The sequence below is a fragment of the Micromonospora sp. NPDC093277 genome, assembly GCF_044765245.1.
In the GTDB taxonomy this organism is placed as follows: Bacteria; Actinomycetota; Actinomycetes; order Mycobacteriales; family Micromonosporaceae; genus Micromonospora.
Genome location: NZ_JBIWJO010000002.1, coordinates 103,994 through 122,247, shown reverse-complemented (window position 1 = coordinate 122,247; position 18,254 = coordinate 103,994). Strand labels below are relative to the sequence as shown.

General features: G+C 73.8%; 21 protein-coding genes and 1 pseudogene. 12 read left to right on the top strand and 10 right to left on the bottom strand.

Annotated elements, in window-relative coordinates:
• Positions 1-16: 16 nt before the first annotated feature.
• Together ACIRG9_RS05170 and ACIRG9_RS05165 are read right to left on the bottom strand one after the other, a co-directional pair.
• Positions 17-766 (bottom strand): SDR family NAD(P)-dependent oxidoreductase, encoded by a 750-nt coding sequence (locus ACIRG9_RS05170; RefSeq protein WP_402850460.1) that lies wholly within the window; start codon positions 764-766, stop codon positions 17-19.
• Entirely contained in the window at positions 757-3,393 is a 2,637-nt protein-coding gene (locus tag ACIRG9_RS05165) for a wax ester/triacylglycerol synthase domain-containing protein (protein WP_402850457.1), read from the bottom strand. Before ACIRG9_RS05165 ends, ACIRG9_RS05170 begins: the two co-directional genes overlap by 10 nt.
• A 142-nt stretch (positions 3,394-3,535) precedes the next feature.
• Here ACIRG9_RS05165 and ACIRG9_RS05160 point away from each other — a divergent pair, with 142 nt between their 5' ends.
• From ACIRG9_RS05160 to ACIRG9_RS05145, 4 genes are all read left to right on the top strand, one after another.
• Positions 3,536-4,246 (top strand): phosphatase PAP2 family protein, encoded by a 711-nt coding sequence (locus tag ACIRG9_RS05160; protein ID WP_402850454.1) that lies wholly within the window; start codon positions 3,536-3,538, stop codon positions 4,244-4,246.
• 126 nt (positions 4,247-4,372) lie between these two features.
• Positions 4,373-5,254, top strand: coding sequence for a DMT family transporter (locus ACIRG9_RS05155; RefSeq protein WP_402850451.1), 882 nt, complete (start codon positions 4,373-4,375; stop codon positions 5,252-5,254).
• 54 nt (positions 5,255-5,308) lie between these two features.
• A complete protein-coding gene (locus ACIRG9_RS05150; protein ID WP_402850448.1) occupies positions 5,309-5,758 on the top strand; it encodes a VOC family protein in 450 nt (149 codons plus the stop codon).
• Positions 5,759-5,784: 26 nt separating this feature from the next.
• The gene (locus tag ACIRG9_RS05145; RefSeq protein WP_402850445.1) at positions 5,785-6,693 is read left to right on the top strand and encodes an NADP-dependent oxidoreductase; all 909 of its coding nucleotides are present in this window, start codon (positions 5,785-5,787) and stop codon (positions 6,691-6,693) included.
• Between the two features lie 24 nt (positions 6,694-6,717).
• On the opposite strand, the gene ACIRG9_RS05140 is transcribed toward ACIRG9_RS05145, so the two are convergent.
• A complete protein-coding gene (locus ACIRG9_RS05140; protein ID WP_402850442.1) occupies positions 6,718-7,974 on the bottom strand; it encodes a YncE family protein in 1,257 nt (418 codons plus the stop codon).
• Positions 7,975-8,212: 238 nt separating this feature from the next.
• Between ACIRG9_RS05140 and ACIRG9_RS05135 the strand changes: the two genes are divergently transcribed.
• The 3 genes from ACIRG9_RS05135 (at position 8,213) to ACIRG9_RS05125 (ending at position 10,310) form a co-directional block, all read left to right on the top strand.
• Positions 8,213-8,668 (top strand): RNA polymerase sigma factor, encoded by a 456-nt coding sequence (locus ACIRG9_RS05135; protein ID WP_402850439.1) that lies wholly within the window; start codon positions 8,213-8,215, stop codon positions 8,666-8,668.
• Entirely contained in the window at positions 8,661-9,392 is a 732-nt protein-coding gene (locus ACIRG9_RS05130; protein ID WP_402850436.1) for a hypothetical protein, read from the top strand. The genes ACIRG9_RS05135 and ACIRG9_RS05130 overlap by 8 nt, the downstream gene beginning before the upstream one ends.
• Positions 9,393-9,542: 150 nt before the next feature.
• Complete coding sequence (locus tag ACIRG9_RS05125) at positions 9,543-10,310, top strand: sulfite exporter TauE/SafE family protein (protein ID WP_402850433.1); 768 nt, start codon at positions 9,543-9,545, stop codon at positions 10,308-10,310.
• Positions 10,311-10,348: 38 nt separating this feature from the next.
• On the opposite strand, the gene ACIRG9_RS05120 is transcribed toward ACIRG9_RS05125, so the two are convergent.
• The 5 genes and pseudogenes from ACIRG9_RS05120 to ACIRG9_RS05100 form a co-directional block, all read right to left on the bottom strand.
• A complete protein-coding gene (locus ACIRG9_RS05120) occupies positions 10,349-10,678 on the bottom strand; it encodes a hypothetical protein (RefSeq protein ID WP_402850430.1) in 330 nt (109 codons plus the stop codon).
• Positions 10,679-10,932: 254 nt separating this feature from the next.
• Entirely contained in the window at positions 10,933-11,217 is a 285-nt protein-coding gene (locus ACIRG9_RS05115; RefSeq protein ID WP_402850428.1) for a BON domain-containing protein, read from the bottom strand.
• 155 nt (positions 11,218-11,372) lie between these two features.
• Positions 11,373-11,918, bottom strand: a pseudogene (locus ACIRG9_RS05110) (STAS domain-containing protein); the annotation flags it as partial.
• A gap of 68 nt (positions 11,919-11,986) precedes the next feature.
• Positions 11,987-12,265, bottom strand: coding sequence for a hypothetical protein (locus ACIRG9_RS05105; RefSeq protein ID WP_402850425.1), 279 nt, complete (start codon positions 12,263-12,265; stop codon positions 11,987-11,989).
• Positions 12,266-12,296: 31 nt separating this feature from the next.
• Positions 12,297-12,707, bottom strand: a complete 411-nt coding sequence (locus ACIRG9_RS05100; RefSeq protein ID WP_402850424.1) for an STAS domain-containing protein — start codon at positions 12,705-12,707, stop codon at positions 12,297-12,299.
• A gap of 151 nt (positions 12,708-12,858) precedes the next feature.
• Here ACIRG9_RS05100 and ACIRG9_RS05095 point away from each other — a divergent pair, with 151 nt between their 5' ends.
• The 3 genes from ACIRG9_RS05095 to ACIRG9_RS05085 are packed head-to-tail and all read left to right on the top strand — an operon-like array spanning position 12,859 to position 15,442.
• The gene (locus ACIRG9_RS05095; protein WP_402850421.1) at positions 12,859-13,533 is read left to right on the top strand and encodes a response regulator transcription factor; all 675 of its coding nucleotides are present in this window, start codon (positions 12,859-12,861) and stop codon (positions 13,531-13,533) included.
• Positions 13,530-14,882 (top strand): sensor histidine kinase, encoded by a 1,353-nt coding sequence (locus tag ACIRG9_RS05090; protein WP_402850419.1) that lies wholly within the window; start codon positions 13,530-13,532, stop codon positions 14,880-14,882. The genes ACIRG9_RS05095 and ACIRG9_RS05090 overlap by 4 nt, the downstream gene beginning before the upstream one ends.
• Complete coding sequence (locus ACIRG9_RS05085) at positions 14,879-15,442, top strand: GerMN domain-containing protein (RefSeq protein WP_402850416.1); 564 nt, start codon at positions 14,879-14,881, stop codon at positions 15,440-15,442. Before ACIRG9_RS05090 ends, ACIRG9_RS05085 begins: the two co-directional genes overlap by 4 nt.
• A gap of 123 nt (positions 15,443-15,565) precedes the next feature.
• On the opposite strand, the gene ACIRG9_RS05080 is transcribed toward ACIRG9_RS05085, so the two are convergent.
• Entirely contained in the window at positions 15,566-15,724 is a 159-nt protein-coding gene (locus tag ACIRG9_RS05080) for a hypothetical protein (protein ID WP_402850413.1), read from the bottom strand.
• 391 nt (positions 15,725-16,115) lie between these two features.
• Between ACIRG9_RS05080 and ACIRG9_RS05075 the strand changes: the two genes are divergently transcribed.
• Positions 16,116-16,559: a PPC domain-containing DNA-binding protein gene (locus ACIRG9_RS05075; RefSeq protein ID WP_402850410.1), complete on the top strand. Its 444-nt coding sequence runs from the start codon at positions 16,116-16,118 to the stop codon at positions 16,557-16,559.
• A 218-nt stretch (positions 16,560-16,777) separates the two neighbouring features.
• Here ACIRG9_RS05075 and ACIRG9_RS05070 read toward each other — a convergent pair whose 3' ends face one another.
• Positions 16,778-17,185, bottom strand: coding sequence for a nuclear transport factor 2 family protein (locus ACIRG9_RS05070; RefSeq protein ID WP_402850407.1), 408 nt, complete (start codon positions 17,183-17,185; stop codon positions 16,778-16,780).
• Between the two features lie 295 nt (positions 17,186-17,480).
• Between ACIRG9_RS05070 and ACIRG9_RS05065 the strand changes: the two genes are divergently transcribed.
• Positions 17,481-18,161: a type II CAAX prenyl endopeptidase Rce1 family protein gene (locus ACIRG9_RS05065; RefSeq protein WP_402850404.1), complete on the top strand. Its 681-nt coding sequence runs from the start codon at positions 17,481-17,483 to the stop codon at positions 18,159-18,161.
• Positions 18,162-18,254 lie beyond the last annotated feature (93 nt).

Genomic DNA, 18,254 nt, shown 5'->3' with positions numbered 1-18,254 from the left:
GCCCGGGCGGCGGCGGTCAGCCGAAGCGGGCCGCCAGCCGCCGGTACACCGCCGGTTGCAGCCCGCGTACCGCCACCGGCAGGCGCAGCCAGCCCGGCACGTAGACCTCGGCCCGGTCCCGGACGATCGCGTCGGCCAGCGCGTCGGCCACCCGCTCCGGCGGCAGCGGCCGGGGCCGGCGGCGGCGGTACTCCTGCCCCCGGCGGGCGAAGAACGGCGTGTCCACGACCCCGGGTACGACCACGCTCACGGTGATCCGGTGGCGGGCCAGTTCCGGCCGGAGGCTCTGCGCGAAGATGTCCAGACCGGCCTTGCTGGCCGCGTAGACGGCCTCCTCGGCCACGCCGAGCCGGCCGGCGATCGAGCCCACGAAGGCCAGGTGGCCGCCGTGGCGGCGCATCCCGGGCAGCAGGGCCCGGGTCAGCTCGATGGGCGCGCGCAGGTTCACCGCGATCAGCTCGTCGGCGGCCGCGTCCGGCATCTCGGCGAACGCGCCGGCCCAGCCGACGCCGGCGTTGTTGACCAGCACGTCCACCCGGGGGTGCCGGGCGAGGACCCGCTCGGCCAGGTCCCGCCCGGCGCCGGGTCGGGCCAGGTCGGACGGCAGCGCGGCGGCGCCGGTCTCGGCGGCGAGCCGGCCGAGTCGTTCCGGATCCCGGCCGGCGGCCAGCACCCGGCTGCCCGCCCGGGTGAATCGCCGCGCCACCGCCGCCCCGATGCCGGAGGAGGCGCCGGTGACCAGCACCACCGCGCCGCTCAGGCGCACCGCGGCACCCCCGGCGGAGCCGGCTCCGTCCGTTGTCCGGCTGGTTCGCCGGCCGCCACCCGGTCGGCCCCGCTGCCGGGCGTGTCGACAGTGCCCGCGCCGGCGTCGACCTCGTGGAGCAGTTCGGCCAGGCTGGTGTGCAGGGCGGTGACGAACGCCTCGGCGCGGTCGGCCAGCGACTCGTCCATCAGCGCGCCGATCTCGAAGGTCCTCCGGCACCGCAGCACCCCGATGCCCAGGGGTACGCCCTCGGCCAGGGCCACGACCGGGGTGGGGGTCAGCAGCGGGGCGCCGGCGAGCACCCGGGTGTCCCACGGCAGCGCCATGTAGGACACGATGACGTTCTGATGCCGGCTGGTGTAGACGCGCCGGGCGAATGCGGCGTGCAGCGGCGCGGGAAGGACGCCCATCGCCCGCATGACCAGGCCGGCCGCTTCGGCCTCCCCGCTGCCCAGCGCGGTGCGCAGCGACTGCCGTACGGCGGCGACCCGGGCCCGTGCCGGGAGGCGCCCCAGCGGCAGGTCGAGAGTGACCGCCCCGGTCCAGTTGCCCTGGGTGGGAGCCCGATGCCGTGGGTTGTTGGAGACCGCGAACATCGCCCGCAGCCGCGGCGGCGTGCCGGCCGGCTGGACGACGCCCAGCGCCGCGGCGGTGAGCGCGAGCATCAGGTCACTGGCGTGCGCCCGGCAGGCGCGCGCCGCGCGCAGCACCTCGGCGGCCGGCAGGGTCGCGGTGACCAGCCGGCGGGCCGGCGAACGGGCCGGACGGTTGAATCCGGTGGTCGGCGCCGGTCCCTGGGTGGCCAACCGGGCCAGGCCGCGCGCGGCGAGGCCGAGCCGGCGGACCGCTTCGCCCCGCTCGGGTGGGGTGATCGCCGCGGGCTCGACCGGGCCCGGTGCCGGCCGCGCCGCGCCGTCGGGGCGGTCGAGCAGCCGGCTGATGAGGCCGATCGCGGACACCCCGTCCGCGAGGCAGTGGTGCAGTTTCACCGCCACCCGGGTACGCCCGTCCGGAAGGCCGCTGATCAGCAGCATCCGCCACAGCGGCCGGTCACCGGCCAGCGGTTGGGACCAGAACCGGTCCAGGGCGGCGGCACCGTCGTCGCCGGGGCCGACCGTGACCTCGTCGAGGTGGGCGGCGGGATCGACGTACCGGTCGACCACCCACCCGGGCCGGCGCCACCGGCCCCGGTCGACCAGGCGGCGGCGCAGCGAGGCGATGACGGGTACCCGCCGCTCCAGCAGCGCGATGAGATTCGCCGCGGTGAGCGCCCGGCCGTCGCTGCGGGGGCCGAGCTCCAGCACGGTGCCGATCTGCTGGGCCACCGTCTTCGACTGCACGTGCAGGAAGAACGCGTCCTGGGACCGGACCGGCCAGCTGGCCGGCCGGCCGGCCGCCGGCGGGTGGGCGTCGTCCGCCGGGCCCCGCGCGTCGGCCACCGCCGGTAGCCCGAGGTCCGGCAGGTGCGGGTGGGCTGCGGCCGCGATCGCGTCGGTGGCCCGCGGGCCGACGAGCCGGCTGCGAACACCCGCGACGAGGGCGTCCGGCGTGCTGGCCGTCTCGGCCAGGCCGGCGGCGGCCATCAGTGCCGCATTGGCGACGCCGTGCGCGGCGATGGGCCGGTACATCACGATCGGGGTGCCGGTGGCCCATGCCTCCAGGGCGGTGGCCCCGCCCGCGTTGGTCACGACCAGCCGGGCGGCCCGCAGCAGGGTCGGCATGTCGTCGACCCAACGCCGCACCAGCAGCCGGTCGGCCGGCTCGCCCAGCGCCTCCAACCGGGCGACGAGCCGATCGTTGTGCCCGCAGACGGCGACCACCTGCACCGCGTCGCCGATGCCGACCAGCGCCTGGATGGCCTCCTCGACGTGCCCGAAGCCGTACGAGCCGCAGGCCACCACCACCGCCGCCCGCCTCGGGTCGAGGCCGGCGCGCTGGGCGGCCTCGACCCGGTCACCCGGGTGGAACCGGTCGAGCACCGGTGGCGCGCACACCCCCAGGCGTACCCCCGGCGCGGCGACCGCCGCCACCGGCAGCGCCGCCGGGTGGACCACCAGGTCCAGATCGAGATCGGCGTAGACCCAGGACGGGTGCGGCGCGAAGTCGCAGACCCACGCCCCGACCGGTACGCCGAGACCACGATGCCGCCGCAGCCAGGCGAGTCCGGCGCTGCCCAGCGGGTAGGTGGAGACGATCAGGTCCGGGTCGAACCCCTCGACGACCGGGGCGAGCCCGCGACCGGCCCAGGCCCCCGTGAACCACTTGGAGGCGGTCGCGAACCAGCGGTGCCGCCAGATCGACGCCCAGAAGAATTCGTACAGCCACGGCGTCGCGGCGACGTTGGTGCGGTAGGTGCGCCGGAACGAGCGCCCGACCCCCCGGCCCATCACCTCGAGGGTGTCCACCCAGCCCACCCGGCTGCCCGGCCACAACACACCCACCCGCTCGGCCAGGGCCCGCCCGGTGGCGTCGTGCCCGCCGCCGATGTTGGCCGACACGACCAGCACCCGCCGGGCGATCGGCTCGGTGCCGCCGCCCGGCGCTCCCGAACTCGGGGCCTCGGCGCGGTCCGTGGCGGTCGACTCTCCGACGGCCAGGGGCGGCACGGGGCGCATGGTCGCTGACATGTCGGATGCTCTCCCAGGCAAGGCGCGGGAGGGGCGTCCGGAGCCGCCCCTCGGAGGCGTTCATCAGCTTAACTGCTGCTTTGCCCAGATATGGGATATCTTCGAAGATCAGACGCCCGTCGGGCAACGCCGGGGAGGTGCCATGACAGGGGGAACACCGCGAACCGGGCGGGCGCGACGCCGTCCGCTGGGCGTACCCGTGCTGCGGCCGGTCCCGGCTGGCTGGTGGCTCGACGGCCTGCTGGTCGCCGCCCTCGCCGCGCTCACCGCGGCACTGGTCTGGTGGTCGCCGCTGCTCGACGTGGACCTCGCCGTACGGGACTGGTGCGACCGGCACCGACCCCCGCCGGTGAAGGTGCTGATGCAGGGCTTCGACTATCTGGGGCAGGGCGGAGCGCTGATCGTCGTTACCCTGCTGGTGACCGCCTGGCTGGCCTGGCGCCACCGGACGGTGCGCCCCGTCATCCCGACCGGGCTGGCCCCGATCATCAGTACACTGCTGATTGTCGGGCTGAAGCGGTGGACCTCACGAGGCGCACCGCACCACGGCTCGGTACGACTGTTCAGCCACGGCTCGGAGGAGTTCTACCCGTCGGGGCACGTCAGCAACGCGATCGTCTACTTCACCGTGCTGGCGATGCTGCTCGCGCCGTACCTGCCCGTGGCGGTTCGCCGTCTGGTGCAGTGGCTGCCCGGCGTGCTGACCTTCATCGGCACGACCTACCTGGGCTACCACTGGTTCACCGACAGCATCGGTGGATACCTGCTCGGACTGCTGATCGCGCGGCTGCTCCTGCGGGTGCCGTGGCGGACCGTTCCCCTCCCACGCCGGCTGGACCGACCATCACCCTGACCGGTGGGACCGCCGCGGTCACGCCCACCCGCGGCCGGATCGCCCGCGGCGTGACCGAGCGGCCGGCCGTCCCGACCAACGTTCGGCCGGCCGTCGTGGCGTACGAGAAGGGAGGGCATCGAGCGCATGGTGAACGACGTGGGACAGCTGGCGGTGGGCGGCCCGCTGGCCATCGGCGCCGCCGCGGCGTTCGGCGCGGCCTCGGTGCTGCAGTTCTGCGCCTCCCGCGCGGTACCAGAGGAACGGGCCGGGCGGCCGCGGCTGCTGGTACGCCTGATCCGGATCCGGGGCTGGCGCTGGTCGACACTGCTCGCGGCGGCGGCCTTCGCCCTGCAGGTCGCGGCGTTGAGCCTGGTGCCGCTGCTGCTGGTGCAACCGCTGCTGGTGACCGGCCTGGTGTGGTACGTCCTGTTGTTCGGCGCGGTCCAGCATCAGCGACCGGACGCGCGGAGCCTGCTGGAATCGGGGTTGTGCCTGCTCGGGCTCGGCGCCTTCCTACTGATCGCGCAGCCGGCCCGCAGCCAGGGCAGGGGGTTCGAATCGTTCGGGTCGGCCGCGCTGCTCGGCGTCGCGGTGGCGGTCACCGTGGGCCTGTGCCTGATGAGCGCCCTCAAGCTGGGCCGCAAATGGCGACCGCTGCCGTTGGCCATCGCCGCCGGCATCTGCTACGGCGTGACAGCCGGGCTGATCAGCAGCCTCGGACTGCAGTCCGAACCCAATCTGTTCGCGGTGTTCGGCCAGTGGCAGGTGTACGCGATCGCCGTGCTCGGACCATTCGGCGTGCTGCTGAGCCAGAACGCCTACCAGGCCGGCCCGATGGGCGCCCCAGCCCTGGCCACCATCACCGTCACCGACCCGTTGGTGTCCATCGCGGTCGGGTTGCTGTGGCTGGACGAGCAGATCAGGACCGGCCCCTGGATGGTGCTGGGCGAGGTGCTCGCGTTGGCGGTGGTGGTCGTCGCGGTCTCGCTCCTCGCCCGGCGGGCGCCCCACGTCGCCGGCGCGTAGCGGTGTCATCCGTCCCGCCGCGGGTAACCGGGGTGCCGACCAGGGGAGGTGCCGATGACGCAGGAAGCACCGGACTATTTCCGGCCAGAGCATGGCATGGTGCTCACCCACCTGCTGATCGTGCGGGACGTGGACCGGTCCCGCGAGTTCTACCAGCAGGTGCTGGGCGCGACAGTGATACGCGAACGCGAGCCGGCGATCCTCCGCCTGCACAACAGCTACCTCGTGATCAACAACGAGGGCGGCCCCACCGACGACAAGCCGACCGTACAAGCCCAGGCGCCGCCGGACCCGGACTCGCTCAGCAGCGCGTTGAACATCCGGGTCACCGACGTGCGGGCCGTCTACGAGCAGTGGCGCTCCCGCGGTGGGCAGTTCCTGACCGAGCCCAAGGACCACGGGGTCGAGATCCGCTGCTACCTGCGAGACCCGGACGGCTACCTGATCGAACTCGGACAGGCCACCGGCATCCTCGCGCAGATGGCGGGCACGTCCGCCGGCTGACCGAGACCGACGTGGGGAGGTGACAGGTGAAGGCGGTGCAGTTCGCCGACTACGGCGGGCCGGACGTCCTCCGGCCCGTCCAGGTGCCCGAGCCGCACGCCGGCCCGGGGCAGATCCGCGTGGCGGTGCGCGCCGTCGGGGTCAACCCGATGGACTGGAAGCTGCGCAGCGGCGCGATGCGCCAGGTGGCGCCGCTCGCGTTGCCGGCCATCCCGGGCAGTGACGTGGCCGGGGTGGTCGACGAGGTCGGCGCGGGTGTCACCGGGGTCGGCGCGGGAGACGAGGTCTTCGGCTTCGCCACCGGCGACGGCTACGCCGAGTACGCGGTGCTGGAGCACTTCGCCGCCAAGCCGCCGACCATGTCGTGGGAGGAGGCCGCGGGACTGCCGGTCGTCGCGGAGACCGCCGTGCGCTGCCTCGACCTGCTCGGCGTACGCGAGGGTCACGTCCTGCTGATCAACGGCGCGTCCGGCGGGGTGGGCCTGACCGCCGGGCAGCTCGCCCGGGTGCGGGGCGCCACGGTGCTCGGTACCGCCAGCCCGGCCAACCACGACTTCCTGCGCGGTGTCGGGGTTGTCCCGACCAGCTACGGCCCCGGACTGGTGGACCGGGTCCGGGAGCTCGCGCCCGACGGTGTGGACGAGGCCCTGGACACCGCCGGCAAGGGTGCCCTGCCGGACCTGGTCGAGATCACCGGCACGCCCGACCGGGTGCTGACCATCTCCGACCCGGACGCCCAGCGGTACGGGGTACGGATGACCAGCGGCGCCGAGGGCCGGTCGTATCAGGCGCTCGACGAGGTGGCGCGGCTCTCCGAAGCGGATGCCTTCCACCTGCCGGTGGCGCGGACCTTCGACCTCGACCACGCCGCCGAGGCCCAGGAACTCAGCCAGGGCGGCCACGTGCGCGGCAAGCTCGTCCTCCGGGTCGCCTGAGCGGACCACCCGGCGGGTGCGGGGTCAGGCGCGTCCGGCGAGGCCGTGCACGACCACCAGGCCGGGCACCTCCGCGCGGCCGAGCTCCGCGCCGGTGGCCGGATCGTGCCAGCTCACCGCATCGGTCTGGCCCAGGTAGAGGCGGTTGCCGTCGGGGCTGAGCGCGAGGCCGGTGACGGGTTCACGGACCGACCAGCCGGCGACGTCGCGGAGGGCCTCGACGTCCACCACGCGTACCGTCGTGCCGGCTGCGACGAAAAGGCGGTCGTGGCCGGCGGTGGCGTGGCCGGCGCCGGTGCCCCGGGCCAGGACGGCCGTCCTGCGTACGGTGAGTTCCTCCGTGGAGATCTCCGCGACGCTGCCCGAGGTCACGTCGACGACATGGAGCCGGTTTCCGTCCGGGCTGATCGCCACGGCGTGGCCGCTCGCGGACGCCTCCCCGAACGGGTGCGGCAGGTCCACGCAGTAGGCCCAGCGCTCGACGAGGTTCAGCGTGTGCACGAACGCGTGCACGTTGCCCGGCCGCCCGCTGACCAGGTCACGGGTGTGCCGGTGATCGGGCTGATGGGTGTAGAGCGTGTAGAGGGTGGTGCGGTTCGGCGCGAGTACGGCCTGCCGCCCGTCGCCGCGCATCTCCTCCTCGGCACCGGGCGGGACAGGCGTCTTGGCCCTGGTGGACAGTGGGCCGGGCGCCCTCGTGGCGAGATCGACGACCCGGACCCGGTAGCGGTCCGGAGCCCGCGCCGGCAGCCACTCGAGCACGAACAGTCCGGCCAGGTCCTCGGTGAACGCCTCCGGCACGAAGTTCCCCCGCAGCTCGAACCGGTGCCGGACCCCGGTGACGTCGGCGATCAACACCGGCGTCACGTCCCGCCCGTCCGGGCGTCCGCCGGTGGCGGTTTCGGCGTTCGACGCGAGCGCCACCTGCGTACCGTCGGCGGAGACCGCCTGCGGCAGCCACCGCCCGGGCAGGGTGACCCGGGTGGAGGCGTGGCCGGTGGCGAGGTCGACCCGCCAGAACGCGGTGCCCGCGCCGTCGGGCGCGGTCGCGTAGACCGCCCGCCCGTCGGCGGTGGCGACCGCACGCGGGATCGTCAGCCGCTCGCCGCCGCGCAGTACGCCGAGGCCGCCGTCGACCTGGACGAGCAGCGGGTCGGGGACCGTGGCGGCGGTACCCGTTCGGGTCCGCCGGATCGGATCGCAGCCGATCAGCGCCGCGACGCCGGTGCCGGCGAGCGCGGTCAGCACGGTACGTCGCGAGATCGTCTCTCCTGCCATCATGCCCGAGTGACACCGCCGGAACGGCCGGGGTTCCGCCAGCGGCGGACGACGGGCGCGGCGCCAGCGGGCGCCGAACCGGATTCGTCGGAACCCGCGCGGCCTGGCCGGTGTCAAGAGTTCGTCCCCACCGGAGGTTGCCCTGGACGACGCAGAGCTGGTCACCCAAGCCCGGGCCGGTGACCTGGAGGCGTATGAACTCCTGGTCGCCCGGCACACCGCGTCCGCGTACCGGACGGCGGTGCTGCTCGGCGCGGGCCCGGACGCGGAGGACGTCATGCAGGAGGCGTTCGTGAAGGGACATCGCAACCTTTCCCGCTACCGCGGCGAGTCGTCCTTCCGCTCCTGGTTGCTGGCGATCGTGGCCAACGAGACCCGTAACCTGCACCGTTCGCGCAGCCGGCGGGACGGGCTCGTACTGCGCGCCGCGGCGGCCCACCCGGTGCCGGAGGTCGCCGGCGACCTCGCCGTCGAGGCGGTCCTCGCCGGAGAACGCCGCACCGCGCTGGTGCAGGCCCTGCGCCGGCTGCCGGTGCGGGACCGTGAGGTGATCGTCTGCCGGTTCTTCCTCGATCTGAGTGAGGACGAGACCGTGACGATGCTCGGCTGGCCCCGGGGCACGGTGAAGTCGCGGACCGCCCGTGCGCTGGTGAAGCTTCGCGGCCTGCTCGACCGCGAGGAGGTGCGGCGTGGATGACCTCGAGCGGGAGCTGCGCGACCTCGCCGGCTGGCTGCAGACTCCCGAGCCGCCCGAGGTGGCCGCCCGGGTACGGGCACGGCTCACCGCGCCCGCCGCCGGTCGTCGGCGTGATGGCCGGCCACGCCGATGGCGCTACCTGGTGGCGGCGCTCGTCGCGCTGCTCGTGGCGGTGCTGCCGCCGGGACGGGCCGCCGTCGCCGACGCCGTGGCGGGGCTGCTGCGCTTCGCCGGCATCACCATCGTCACGTCACCCGGCCCGCTGCCCACCGGCATTCCATCGCCGCTGCCGGCGCAGCGGCCCGCCGCCCTGGTCGAGGCACAGCGGAAGGTGCGCTTTCCGATCCGGCTCCCGGCGAAGCTGGGCCCACCCGAGCAGGTACTGGTCGCCGACCCCGACGCCACGGGCGCCTACCGGGTGGCCACGCTGCTGTACCGCGGGGGAACGCTGCGTCTCGACGCCTTCGACGGTCAGCTCGACCCGGCCTTCCACAAACAGGCCAGCGGGCCGGGGCTGGAGTGGGTCGAGGTCGACGGCGGCTTCGCCATCTGGATCGGCGGTCCACACTCGGTGGCCTACGTGGACCGAACCGGCACCGTTCGGGTGGAGACCGCCCGGCTCGCCGCCTCGACCCTGATCTGGCAGCACGCGGCGGTGAGCTATCGCCTCGAGGGTGACTTCACCATGTCCGAGGCGATCGAGATCGCCAACTCGCTCGACTAGCGCCGTCCGAGACCGTGAGGCGTGATCTTCAACGCAGGGCGGTGGGAGCCAGGGAACCGCCACCTATGCTGGCGCCCGCATCTGGTACCGAGGTAACCGGGTGGCGGCGACCCGCGGGCGTCGACCGGCCCGGGGAGAGCGCGGGCAACAATGGACGCAGCGCTGAATGCTGCCGAAGGGCTGGCGGTGCTGGCCGCCGGGGCTACGGCGGGCGCGATCAACGCGGTGGTGGGCTCGGGCACGCTGGTGACCTTCCCGGTGCTGCTGGCCCTGGGATATCCGCCGGTGGTCGCGAACGTGTCGAACACGGTGGGGCTGGTGCCGGGATCGCTCTCCGGGGCGTACGCCTATCGCGAGGATCTGGCGGGGCACGGCCGGCTGCTGTTGCGGCTGGGCATCGCCGCCGTACTCGGCGGAGTCACCGGGGGTGTGCTGCTGCTGTGCCTGCCCCCTGGCGCGTTTCGCGCCATCGTCCCGGCGCTGATCGGCCTGGCGCTGGTGCTGGTGGTCGTGCAGCCGCGGCTGGCTCGGGCGCTGGCCGGCTGGCGCGGCGAGGACGGCCGACGGGCCGGGCCGCTGTTGCTCCTCGGCGTGTTCGGCACCGGCGTGTACGGCGGCTACTTCGGCGCCGCCCAAGGGGTGCTGCTGCTGGGCCTGCTAGGCGTGCTGCTCTCCGCCGACCTGCGCTGGCTCAACGGGGTGAAGAACCTGCTCGCGGGCTTGGTGAACGGGGTGGCGGCCGTGTTGTTCCTCGCGCTGGGGACGGTCGCGTGGCAGCCGGCGTTGCTGATCGCGGCCGGATCCGTGGTGGGTGGCCTGATCGGCGGCCGCTGGGGACGCCGGCTGCCGCCGACGGCGCTGCGCGCCGTGATCGTGGTCGTCGGGCTGGCTGCGCTGGTGAAGCTGCTGCTGACCTGACCTCCGGCCCGGGCGCTGCCGGCAGCGGATCGAGTCGGCTAGGCCGTGGACCTCGGCTGCCGCGCGGCGGCGACCAGCGCCAGCACGCCGGCGCCGAGGATCGGGCAGCCGATCGACAGGATGCCGAGCAGCCCGAGCAGCGCCATCACCACGCCCGACACCGCCAGCGCCGGCCTCCGTAGTGGTGCGGCGCGGACCACGCCGTAGACCGAGCCGAGCGCCGCGGCGGCCAACCCGGCGAGAAACCAGGCTGCGATCTCGCCGCCCTGTTGGGCGATCAGTCCGACGTAGAGACCGAGCATGACGAAGGCGATCGCGGCGGCGACCGCCGGCAGCGGATCCCAACCGTCGCGTCGTCCGGAGGCCATGGCCCATCGTTGCAGATCCATCGCGTTCCCGGCGTCGGCCGCGCGTACCGCCGCGCCAGGACGGAACGCCGAACGGCGCGGAGGGCGTCGTCGGTGCGATCGTCAGGGAAGCTGTCGTGGCTCACCGGGAGGGACGACGGCGCCCCGGCCCCGGCGGGCCGCCGGGCGGGCGCACCCCGCGGGGCCGGCGGGTGTCGGTCCGCCGCTGAGGTCGGCTGTCGTGCCCCCGGTTGCCGGCTCCGGACGACCCGAGCTCATCGTCGGCCACGACTCCGACCGTACAAGGTGAGCGCGTTGCAGACGTCGAAGACGCCGATAACGTCCCAGGCCAGGTCGCCGGCCGCCTGCCGGGTCGCCGAGTCGGCGACCAGGCCGGTCAGGATGACCACCCGGTTCTGCACGCTCACCGAGATCTGCTGGCGGCGGGTGGTCCAGTCCGCGCTCAGCCGTTGTGCCACCAGCGCCGCGAGGCGCAGGTCCTCGTCGTGGACCCCGTCGTCGCCGACGTAGGGGTTCTGCTCGGGGTATGGCCAGGGCATCACCTTGCGACCTCCGTGGTCGTCACCGGCGGCGCGGCTGCCGTCGGACTCGGCTGAACGGGCGGATGTTCCCCACGCGGCCGACCCGGCCGGGCAGCGCCGGTCGTGGGGGCGGGGCGGGTGGACCCCACCGGCGGCCGGCTGGCGCGCCGGAAGGCGGCCGCCCGGGTGGGGATGACAGGGAAGACGCTGTCCAGCCGCATGGTGTGCAGCACGGTCCGGACGAAGCGGGACGGCGCCACCAGGCAGAGCACCCTGCCGTCCTGCCGTGCTTCCTGATGGGCGCGCACCAGCAGGCCGAGACCCACGGACTCGATGGTGCGCACCTCGACGAGGTCGACCAGCACCTGCCGGCCGAGGGTGACCGATTCCGCCAGCGCCCGCCGTACCGCCTCCGCCGGTTCCGCGTGCCCGGCCGCCCGGCCGTCGCCGACCCCGTCGAGGTCGCCGACCCCGAGGGCGTCGTCGAACTCGTGGTTCCGGACCGAGCCGGCGCCTTCGGCACCGCCGTCCTCCGGCCCGCGGCCGCACCGGGGACAGAAATGGGGGCCGGAGGCGAAGGGTGAGCCCGTCCAGCCGTGCTCGAACACCAGGGTCCAGACGACCTCGGCGTCAGGCAGGACGCAGGCGGTACCGGTGATCGTGTCGCCGCAGTCGTCGCAGATCAAGCTCATCAGGTGGTCCGCCGGTACGACCGTCATGCTCACTCCTCTCGCTTCTTGCCCGTGCCAACGTGCGGCCCCGGCGGTTTGCCGGGTGGTGCGGCTGCTCAGGACCGGGTGGCGTCCCCGGCGCCCCGGCGTGCGGTGACGACGCCGAGCACCACCGCCGAGACCGCGAAGCCGACCTGGGCGAGCACCCGGGGGAGCGCCCCGTTCGAGTCGACGCCGAGCAGGCGGACGGTCACGGAGCCCAGCAGCGCGGCGGCCACGCCGAGCGCCACGGTCAGCCACACCGGGGCGGCCTTCGGGCCTGGCAGGACGAGCCGGCCCACGACGCCGACGCCGAAGCCGATGGCGAGGGCGCTGAGGAGCGCGCTGCCGGTCACTGATTCCTCCTTGGACTTCGCTCCCGCGGGCTCAGGGCCGGGTGACGACCCGGGCCCGCCCCAGTGCTGGTCTCGCCGGCTCGCTGCCGACCGCGTCGCCGCTGCCGGATGGTGGATGCGGGGCACGGTCGGCGACCGGCAGCGGCTGGTCAGGACGGGCCGTGTCCAGGATGCGGCGGATCCGCGGGTGGGGATTGCGCAGCGTGAGCGCACCGCCTCGCCGGGTGAGCCGGCGCTGGACGTCGAGCAGAAGCCCGATGGCGGCCGCGTCGAGGTGCCGGCATCCGGACAGGTCGATCACGACCTCCTCGGGCTGCAGGGACAGGACCCGGTCGAGGACCGCCCCGACGTCGGAGAGCCGGCGCAGGTCGAGTTCCGTGGTGATGTCCAGCTCGACCCGGGGCACCCGGCACTCCGGTGGGAGCGGGTGGTGCGCGGTCACTGACGGCTCCTCTGTGGTTCGGTTCGTTGCTGTTTCACACCCTGGGTGCCGATCGTGGAGGTCGTCACGCGGCGGTATGACAGTTGTGTGACAAATCCGCGTCAAGAATCAGGGCTTGGTGATCCGGGGGCAGGCCAGGGATGATTCCCGGGTGGCAGCCGTACTGGTGATCGAGGACGACGACCGGATCCGGCTCGCACTGTTGCTCGCGCTCGAGGAGGAGGGTTACACGGCGTACGGGGCGGCCAGCGCCGAGGAGGGGCTGCGCCGGCAACGCCAGGACCCGGCGGACAACGTGCTCGTCGACCTCATGCTGCCCGGACTGGACGGGTTCGAGTGCATCCGGCAGCTCCGCCGCGACGACGACGTACCCATCGTGGTGGTCAGCGCCCGCGACGACACGCACGACATCGTGGCCGCGCTGGAGGCCGGCGCCGACGACTACCTGGTCAAGCCGGTGGCGATCAAGGAATTGTCCGCCCGGTTGCGGGCCCTGCGTCGCCGGGGGCGGGCCGTCGTGGCACCCGCCGCGGTGCAGGTCTTCGGTGATCTGGAGATCAGCGCGGACGCCGGCGAGGTCCGCCGCACCGGCCGGCCGGTCGCGGTCACCAGGACGGAGTTCCGCCTGCTCTGCGAGCTGGCCCAGCACGCCGGCAAGGTGCTGTCCCGCCAGCAGTTGCTGCAGCGGGTGTGGGGATACGACACCGGTGACGAGCGCCTGGTCGACGTGCACGTGGGCCGGTTGCGGCAGAAGATCGAGGAGGACCCGGGCAACCCGCGACACCTGGTCACCCTCCGTGGTCTCGGATACAAGCTGCAGAGATGAACCGCCTCGGACTGCGCGCCCGGGTCACCGCCGCCTTCGCCATCGGCGCGCTGCTGCTCGCGGCGGCGATGGCCCTCTTCTCGTACGACCTGACCCGGCGGTCGCTGCTGGACGAGCGGGAACGCGCCGCGATCCGGGCGGCGTACTTCGACGCCGCGGTCGTCCGTTCGGGGCTGGACACGGACACGCCAGACATCGCGGAGGTGCTCCGGTCGGTGGACACGGGCAGTGCCCGGCGTCCGCTGCTGCATCGTGACGGCGGGTGGTACGCGCGCAGCGCGGAGATCGGTGCCAGCGCGGTCCCGCCGGAGTTGCAGCGGATGGTCCGCTCGGGCGAGCCGGCCGTGCAGCGGATCCGGACGGACGGGCAGCCGGCCCTGCTGGTCGGTGTCCCGCTCTCGCCGACGACCAGCTACTACGAATTCACCTCGCTGCGTGAGGTCGAGCAGACCGTCCAGTTGGTGGGGTTGACGCTGACCGCGGTCGCCATCATGGTCGCCGGGTCGGGCGCCGCCCTCGGCTGGTACGCGACCCGGCACAGCCTGCGGCCACTGACCGCGGTCGCCGACGCCGCCGAGCGGATCGTCGCGGGTGACCTCAGCACGCGCCTCGATCCCGCCACCGATCCTGATCTCACCCGCCTCTCCACCTCGTTCAATCGGATGGTGGAACAACTGGTGCGGCACATCGAGCGGGACCGGCGGTTCGCCGCTGACGTCAGCCATGAACTGCGTTCACCGCTGCAGACGCTGGCCGCCGCGGCGAGTGTGCTGGAGCGCCGTCGCGAGCACCACGACGAACGCACGGCCACGGCCGCCGGACTTGTCGCCGACGAGATCGCCCGCTTCCAGCGGCTGGTCGACGACCTGATCGAACTGGCCCGGGCGGAGCAGCCGGCGCACCGTGAACGCGTTGACGTCGAGGCGCTCGCCCGGGATGCCTGCCGGGCGCAGGGGCTGCCGGAGGAGTTGGTGCGGTCCACCCCGGCCGGCGGTGAGTGGTTCGTGGACCGGCGTCGGGTCGCGCAGATCCTGCTCAATCTGGTGGAGAACGCCGTCCGTTACGCCGGCGGGCCGGTCGCGGTGCGGTTGAGCTGCGACGACGACGGCACCGGCGTCATCGAGGTGGACGACGCCGGGCCGGGCGTGCCCGAGCCGGACCGCGAGGTGGTCTTCGTCCGCTTCGTTCGGGGTCGGGCGGCCCACGCCCGGGCCGGCACCGACGGGACCGGTCTCGGTCTCGCGCTCGTCGCCGAACACGCGGCCGTGCACGGGGGCCGAGCCGTGGTGGCGGACCGCCCCGAGGGCGGTGCCCGGTTCCGGGTGGAGCTGCCGGGGTGCCGGCCGTGATCCGCCGCGTGCTGATCGTGGCCGTCGCCGCGCTCCTGCTGACCGGGTGCGGTGTTCCGGTGGACGACGCTCCTCGCCGCGCGGCGGGCCGGCCCGGTCCCTTCAACAGCACGGCCAGCGGCGGCGCCGACTCGAACGCCGGACGGGCGAACGAGTCGCTCTGTTTCGTGCGGGAGGACCGGCTGGGCACCGTGGTGCGGCGGGTGGACTACCTGCCCGACGTCGACACACACCTGCGACACCTGCTGGCCGGGCCCGGGAACACGGAACGGGACGCCGGCTTCATCAGCGCCCTGACCGGCACCGCCTCCGTGGCCGGAGCCCGGCTCAGCGGCGGCGTCGCCGAGGTCGAGGTGGGCGGGGCCGGGGACGAGACCGGACGCAGCGACCAGATCCTCGCGTTCGGCCAGATCGTCTGCACGCTGACCAGCCGCGCCGACGTGCACGGGGTCACCTTCCGCCGGGACGGGCAGCCGCTGGACGTGCCACGGGCCGACGGATCACTGTCCCGGCTGCCGCTCACCGCGATCGACTACGCGCCGCTGATCGGGCGGCGCTGAACCTGCCCGCGACGGGTCGCGCGGCGCTGAACCTGCCCGCGACGGGTCGCGCGGCGCCGAAACCGGCCAGGCATCGCGCCTCGACGCCGGCACCCCGGTGGGATCCCGGCGTCGAGGCGTACGTCAGCCCTTGGCCTGTCGCTTGGCCATCTCCGGCGATTTACCCTTGCCGACCTGTTTGAGCGCGTTCTGCAACTGGCCCTCGGTCATCTTGGAGTTGCCCTCGATTCCCGCATTGTGGGCCTGCTTGCGCAGGTCGTGGAGTCGATCCTGGTTACCCATGTCAACCTCCCGCCTCAACGTCGGCGCGGCTACCGGACCCCGCGCCGTGGCAACCGCTTGGCTTCCCGACCGCACCGTCGGCAAACCGCCCGTGACGTCCACCGGCCGGGGCTGGGTGCCCGTGCCATCGGTGGTTCGGCCACAGACCGGGCATCTCCATCGCCCGCAGACGGCGGCCTCCATCGCCGCGCAGACCACATCGCCGCGCAGACCACCAGATGCCGCACATGGAGTCGACCAAGGCCGAGCCGGGACGGGCAGACCCGGCAAGTACGGCGATCGAGCCTGTCCGCGCCGGCCGCGCCGATAGCGTGGCGAGTGACCGAACCGCCGCGGCGGCCGGGGCGTTCCGGGCGTGGATCGACGGCCCGGCGGCGAGATGAGGGTGACCATGAGAGAAATCGAACTGGGCGACGGCGACCGGCGCGTACTGGTGGTCGTGGTCGACAAGGGCGAGGACGCGGTGGCCGCGGTGAACGAGGCTGCCCAGCGGCACGGCATTCGCGGCGCCCGGGTCACCGCCGTCGGCGGGTTCGCCTCGGCGGACCTCGCCTACTTCGAGCGCGAGAAGCGCAACTTCCGGACCATCCCGGTCGGGGAACAGGTCGAGGTCCTGTCGCTGCTGGGTGACATCGCCGAGCACGAGGGGAAGCCGGCGTTGCACGTGCACGCCGTGCTGGGCCGCCGGGACGGCTCGACCGTCGGCGGCCACCTGCTCCGCGGCGAGGTTTGGCCGACGCTGGAGGTCGTCATCTCCGAGGTCGGGGCGAGCCTCGCCAAGCGGGTCGACCCGGAGACCGGGCTGGCGCTGCTGGCGGGAACGACCAGCTCGTGAGTGGCGGCGCCGGGCAAGGAGGAGCGCGCCCGGTCCGCCTCTCAGACGACTGTGCCGCCCAGTACCCGCTGGCCCTCGGCGACCGCCGGAATGGTGTCCGCGACGGCGGACCACCCCCACGACCGTGCCCGACCCGTGGGGCAGCGGGGCCGGGCACGGCACGGACGTATCGGTCCGATGCTGGCGGCTGGTCGTGGGTGGAGGGTCGGTGACCCGGGTCAGGACGCCGTCTCGCCGCGGCTGGCCCGGACGATGCCGTCGGTGTCGGAGATGCCCTCGCCCTTGATCACCTTGCCGTCGCGCAGCGTCCAGAAGTGCACGAAGCGCACGTTGAACTCGCCACCGTTGCGGAAGTGGCCGTACCACATGCCGATGGCGGCAGCCCAGCTGTCGCCGGAGACGCGGATCTCCTCCACGTCGAACCGGTTGTCGTCGAGCAGTTCCAGCGCGCCGGTGAAGTACTGCATCGCCCCGTCCAGGCCGCTGTAGTGGCCGGTGGACCAGGGCAACGACTTCGGCGTGACGATCTCCGCCTCAGGGTCGAACAGGCTGACCACCGCCGGCGCGTCCATCCGCTTCAGCCCGTCGTAGAGTGCCTCGACGACCGCCTCGACCTGTACCGTCATACGATCCCTCCCGGATGTGGCCGCCCCGCTCGGGCGGGCGATGCGCCGCCGGCCCGGCCCGGACCGGCGTGCGGGAACGTGAGCCGAACTCAGCCAAACGCACCGGGTCGGCGGGAACAACCCCTAGTGACCGCGGTCGACCCCTATCCGGATGGTCGCCCCCTGCGGGTGGTGGGGCCGCCGCGACCCGCTCGCCCGTACCGGCGGGAACGGGCCGGAGAACGCTCGACGAACAGCGGTCGACCCGGCCCGCGACCGCTCCCGGCGGTCCCGCCGCGGCCGTACCGTGCCCGGCATGAGCGGCACGCTGACAAGCCCCACGACGGGGCGGAGTGCGACGGACCGGGGGCGCCGACTACGGCTCGCCGTCGAGTACGTGGTCCTGTTCTACGGCGCGGTGGCGGCCTTCGCCTGGTGGGACGTGCCCGGCGGCCCGGTCCCGGAGCTGGTTCTGCTCGGCGCGCTGGCCTGGTGGTGGCTGCGCCGGCAGCCGACGTTCGACCGGGCCGACCTCGGCCGGCCGGCCGCCCTGCGACCGGCGCTGCCGGCCGTGCTCCGGCTCTGGGCGGTCGCCTTCGTGCTGGCAGTCGCGGCGGTGGCGGTGCTGACCCCGGAGCGCCTGTTCGACCTGCCCCGGCAGCAGCCGGTGATCTGGGTGGCGGTGGTAGTGCTCTATCCGGTGCTCTCGGTCTATCCGCAGGAGCTGATCTTCCGGGCGTTCCTCTGCTACCGGTACGCTCCGGTCTTCGGCCGGGGCGGCGGCCTGGTGGCGGCCAGCGCGGGGGCGTTCGGCTTCGCCCACGTCATCTTCGGCTCCTGGCTGTCGGTGCTGCTCACCCTGGTCGGCGGGGTGCTGTTCGCGCGCCGCTACCTGCGTACCCGGTCGCTGCTGGTGGTGTGGGTCGAGCACGCCGCGTACGGGGTGCTGGCGTTCACGGTGGGGCTGGGCGCGTACTTCTACCACGCGGCGCAGTGACCGGCGGGGTGCCGGTGGGCCACTCGGGTGACGGGGGGACGGTCGTTCGGACAGGGGTTTTTAGGGGTGCCGTCCGACCAGCAATCTGGGAGA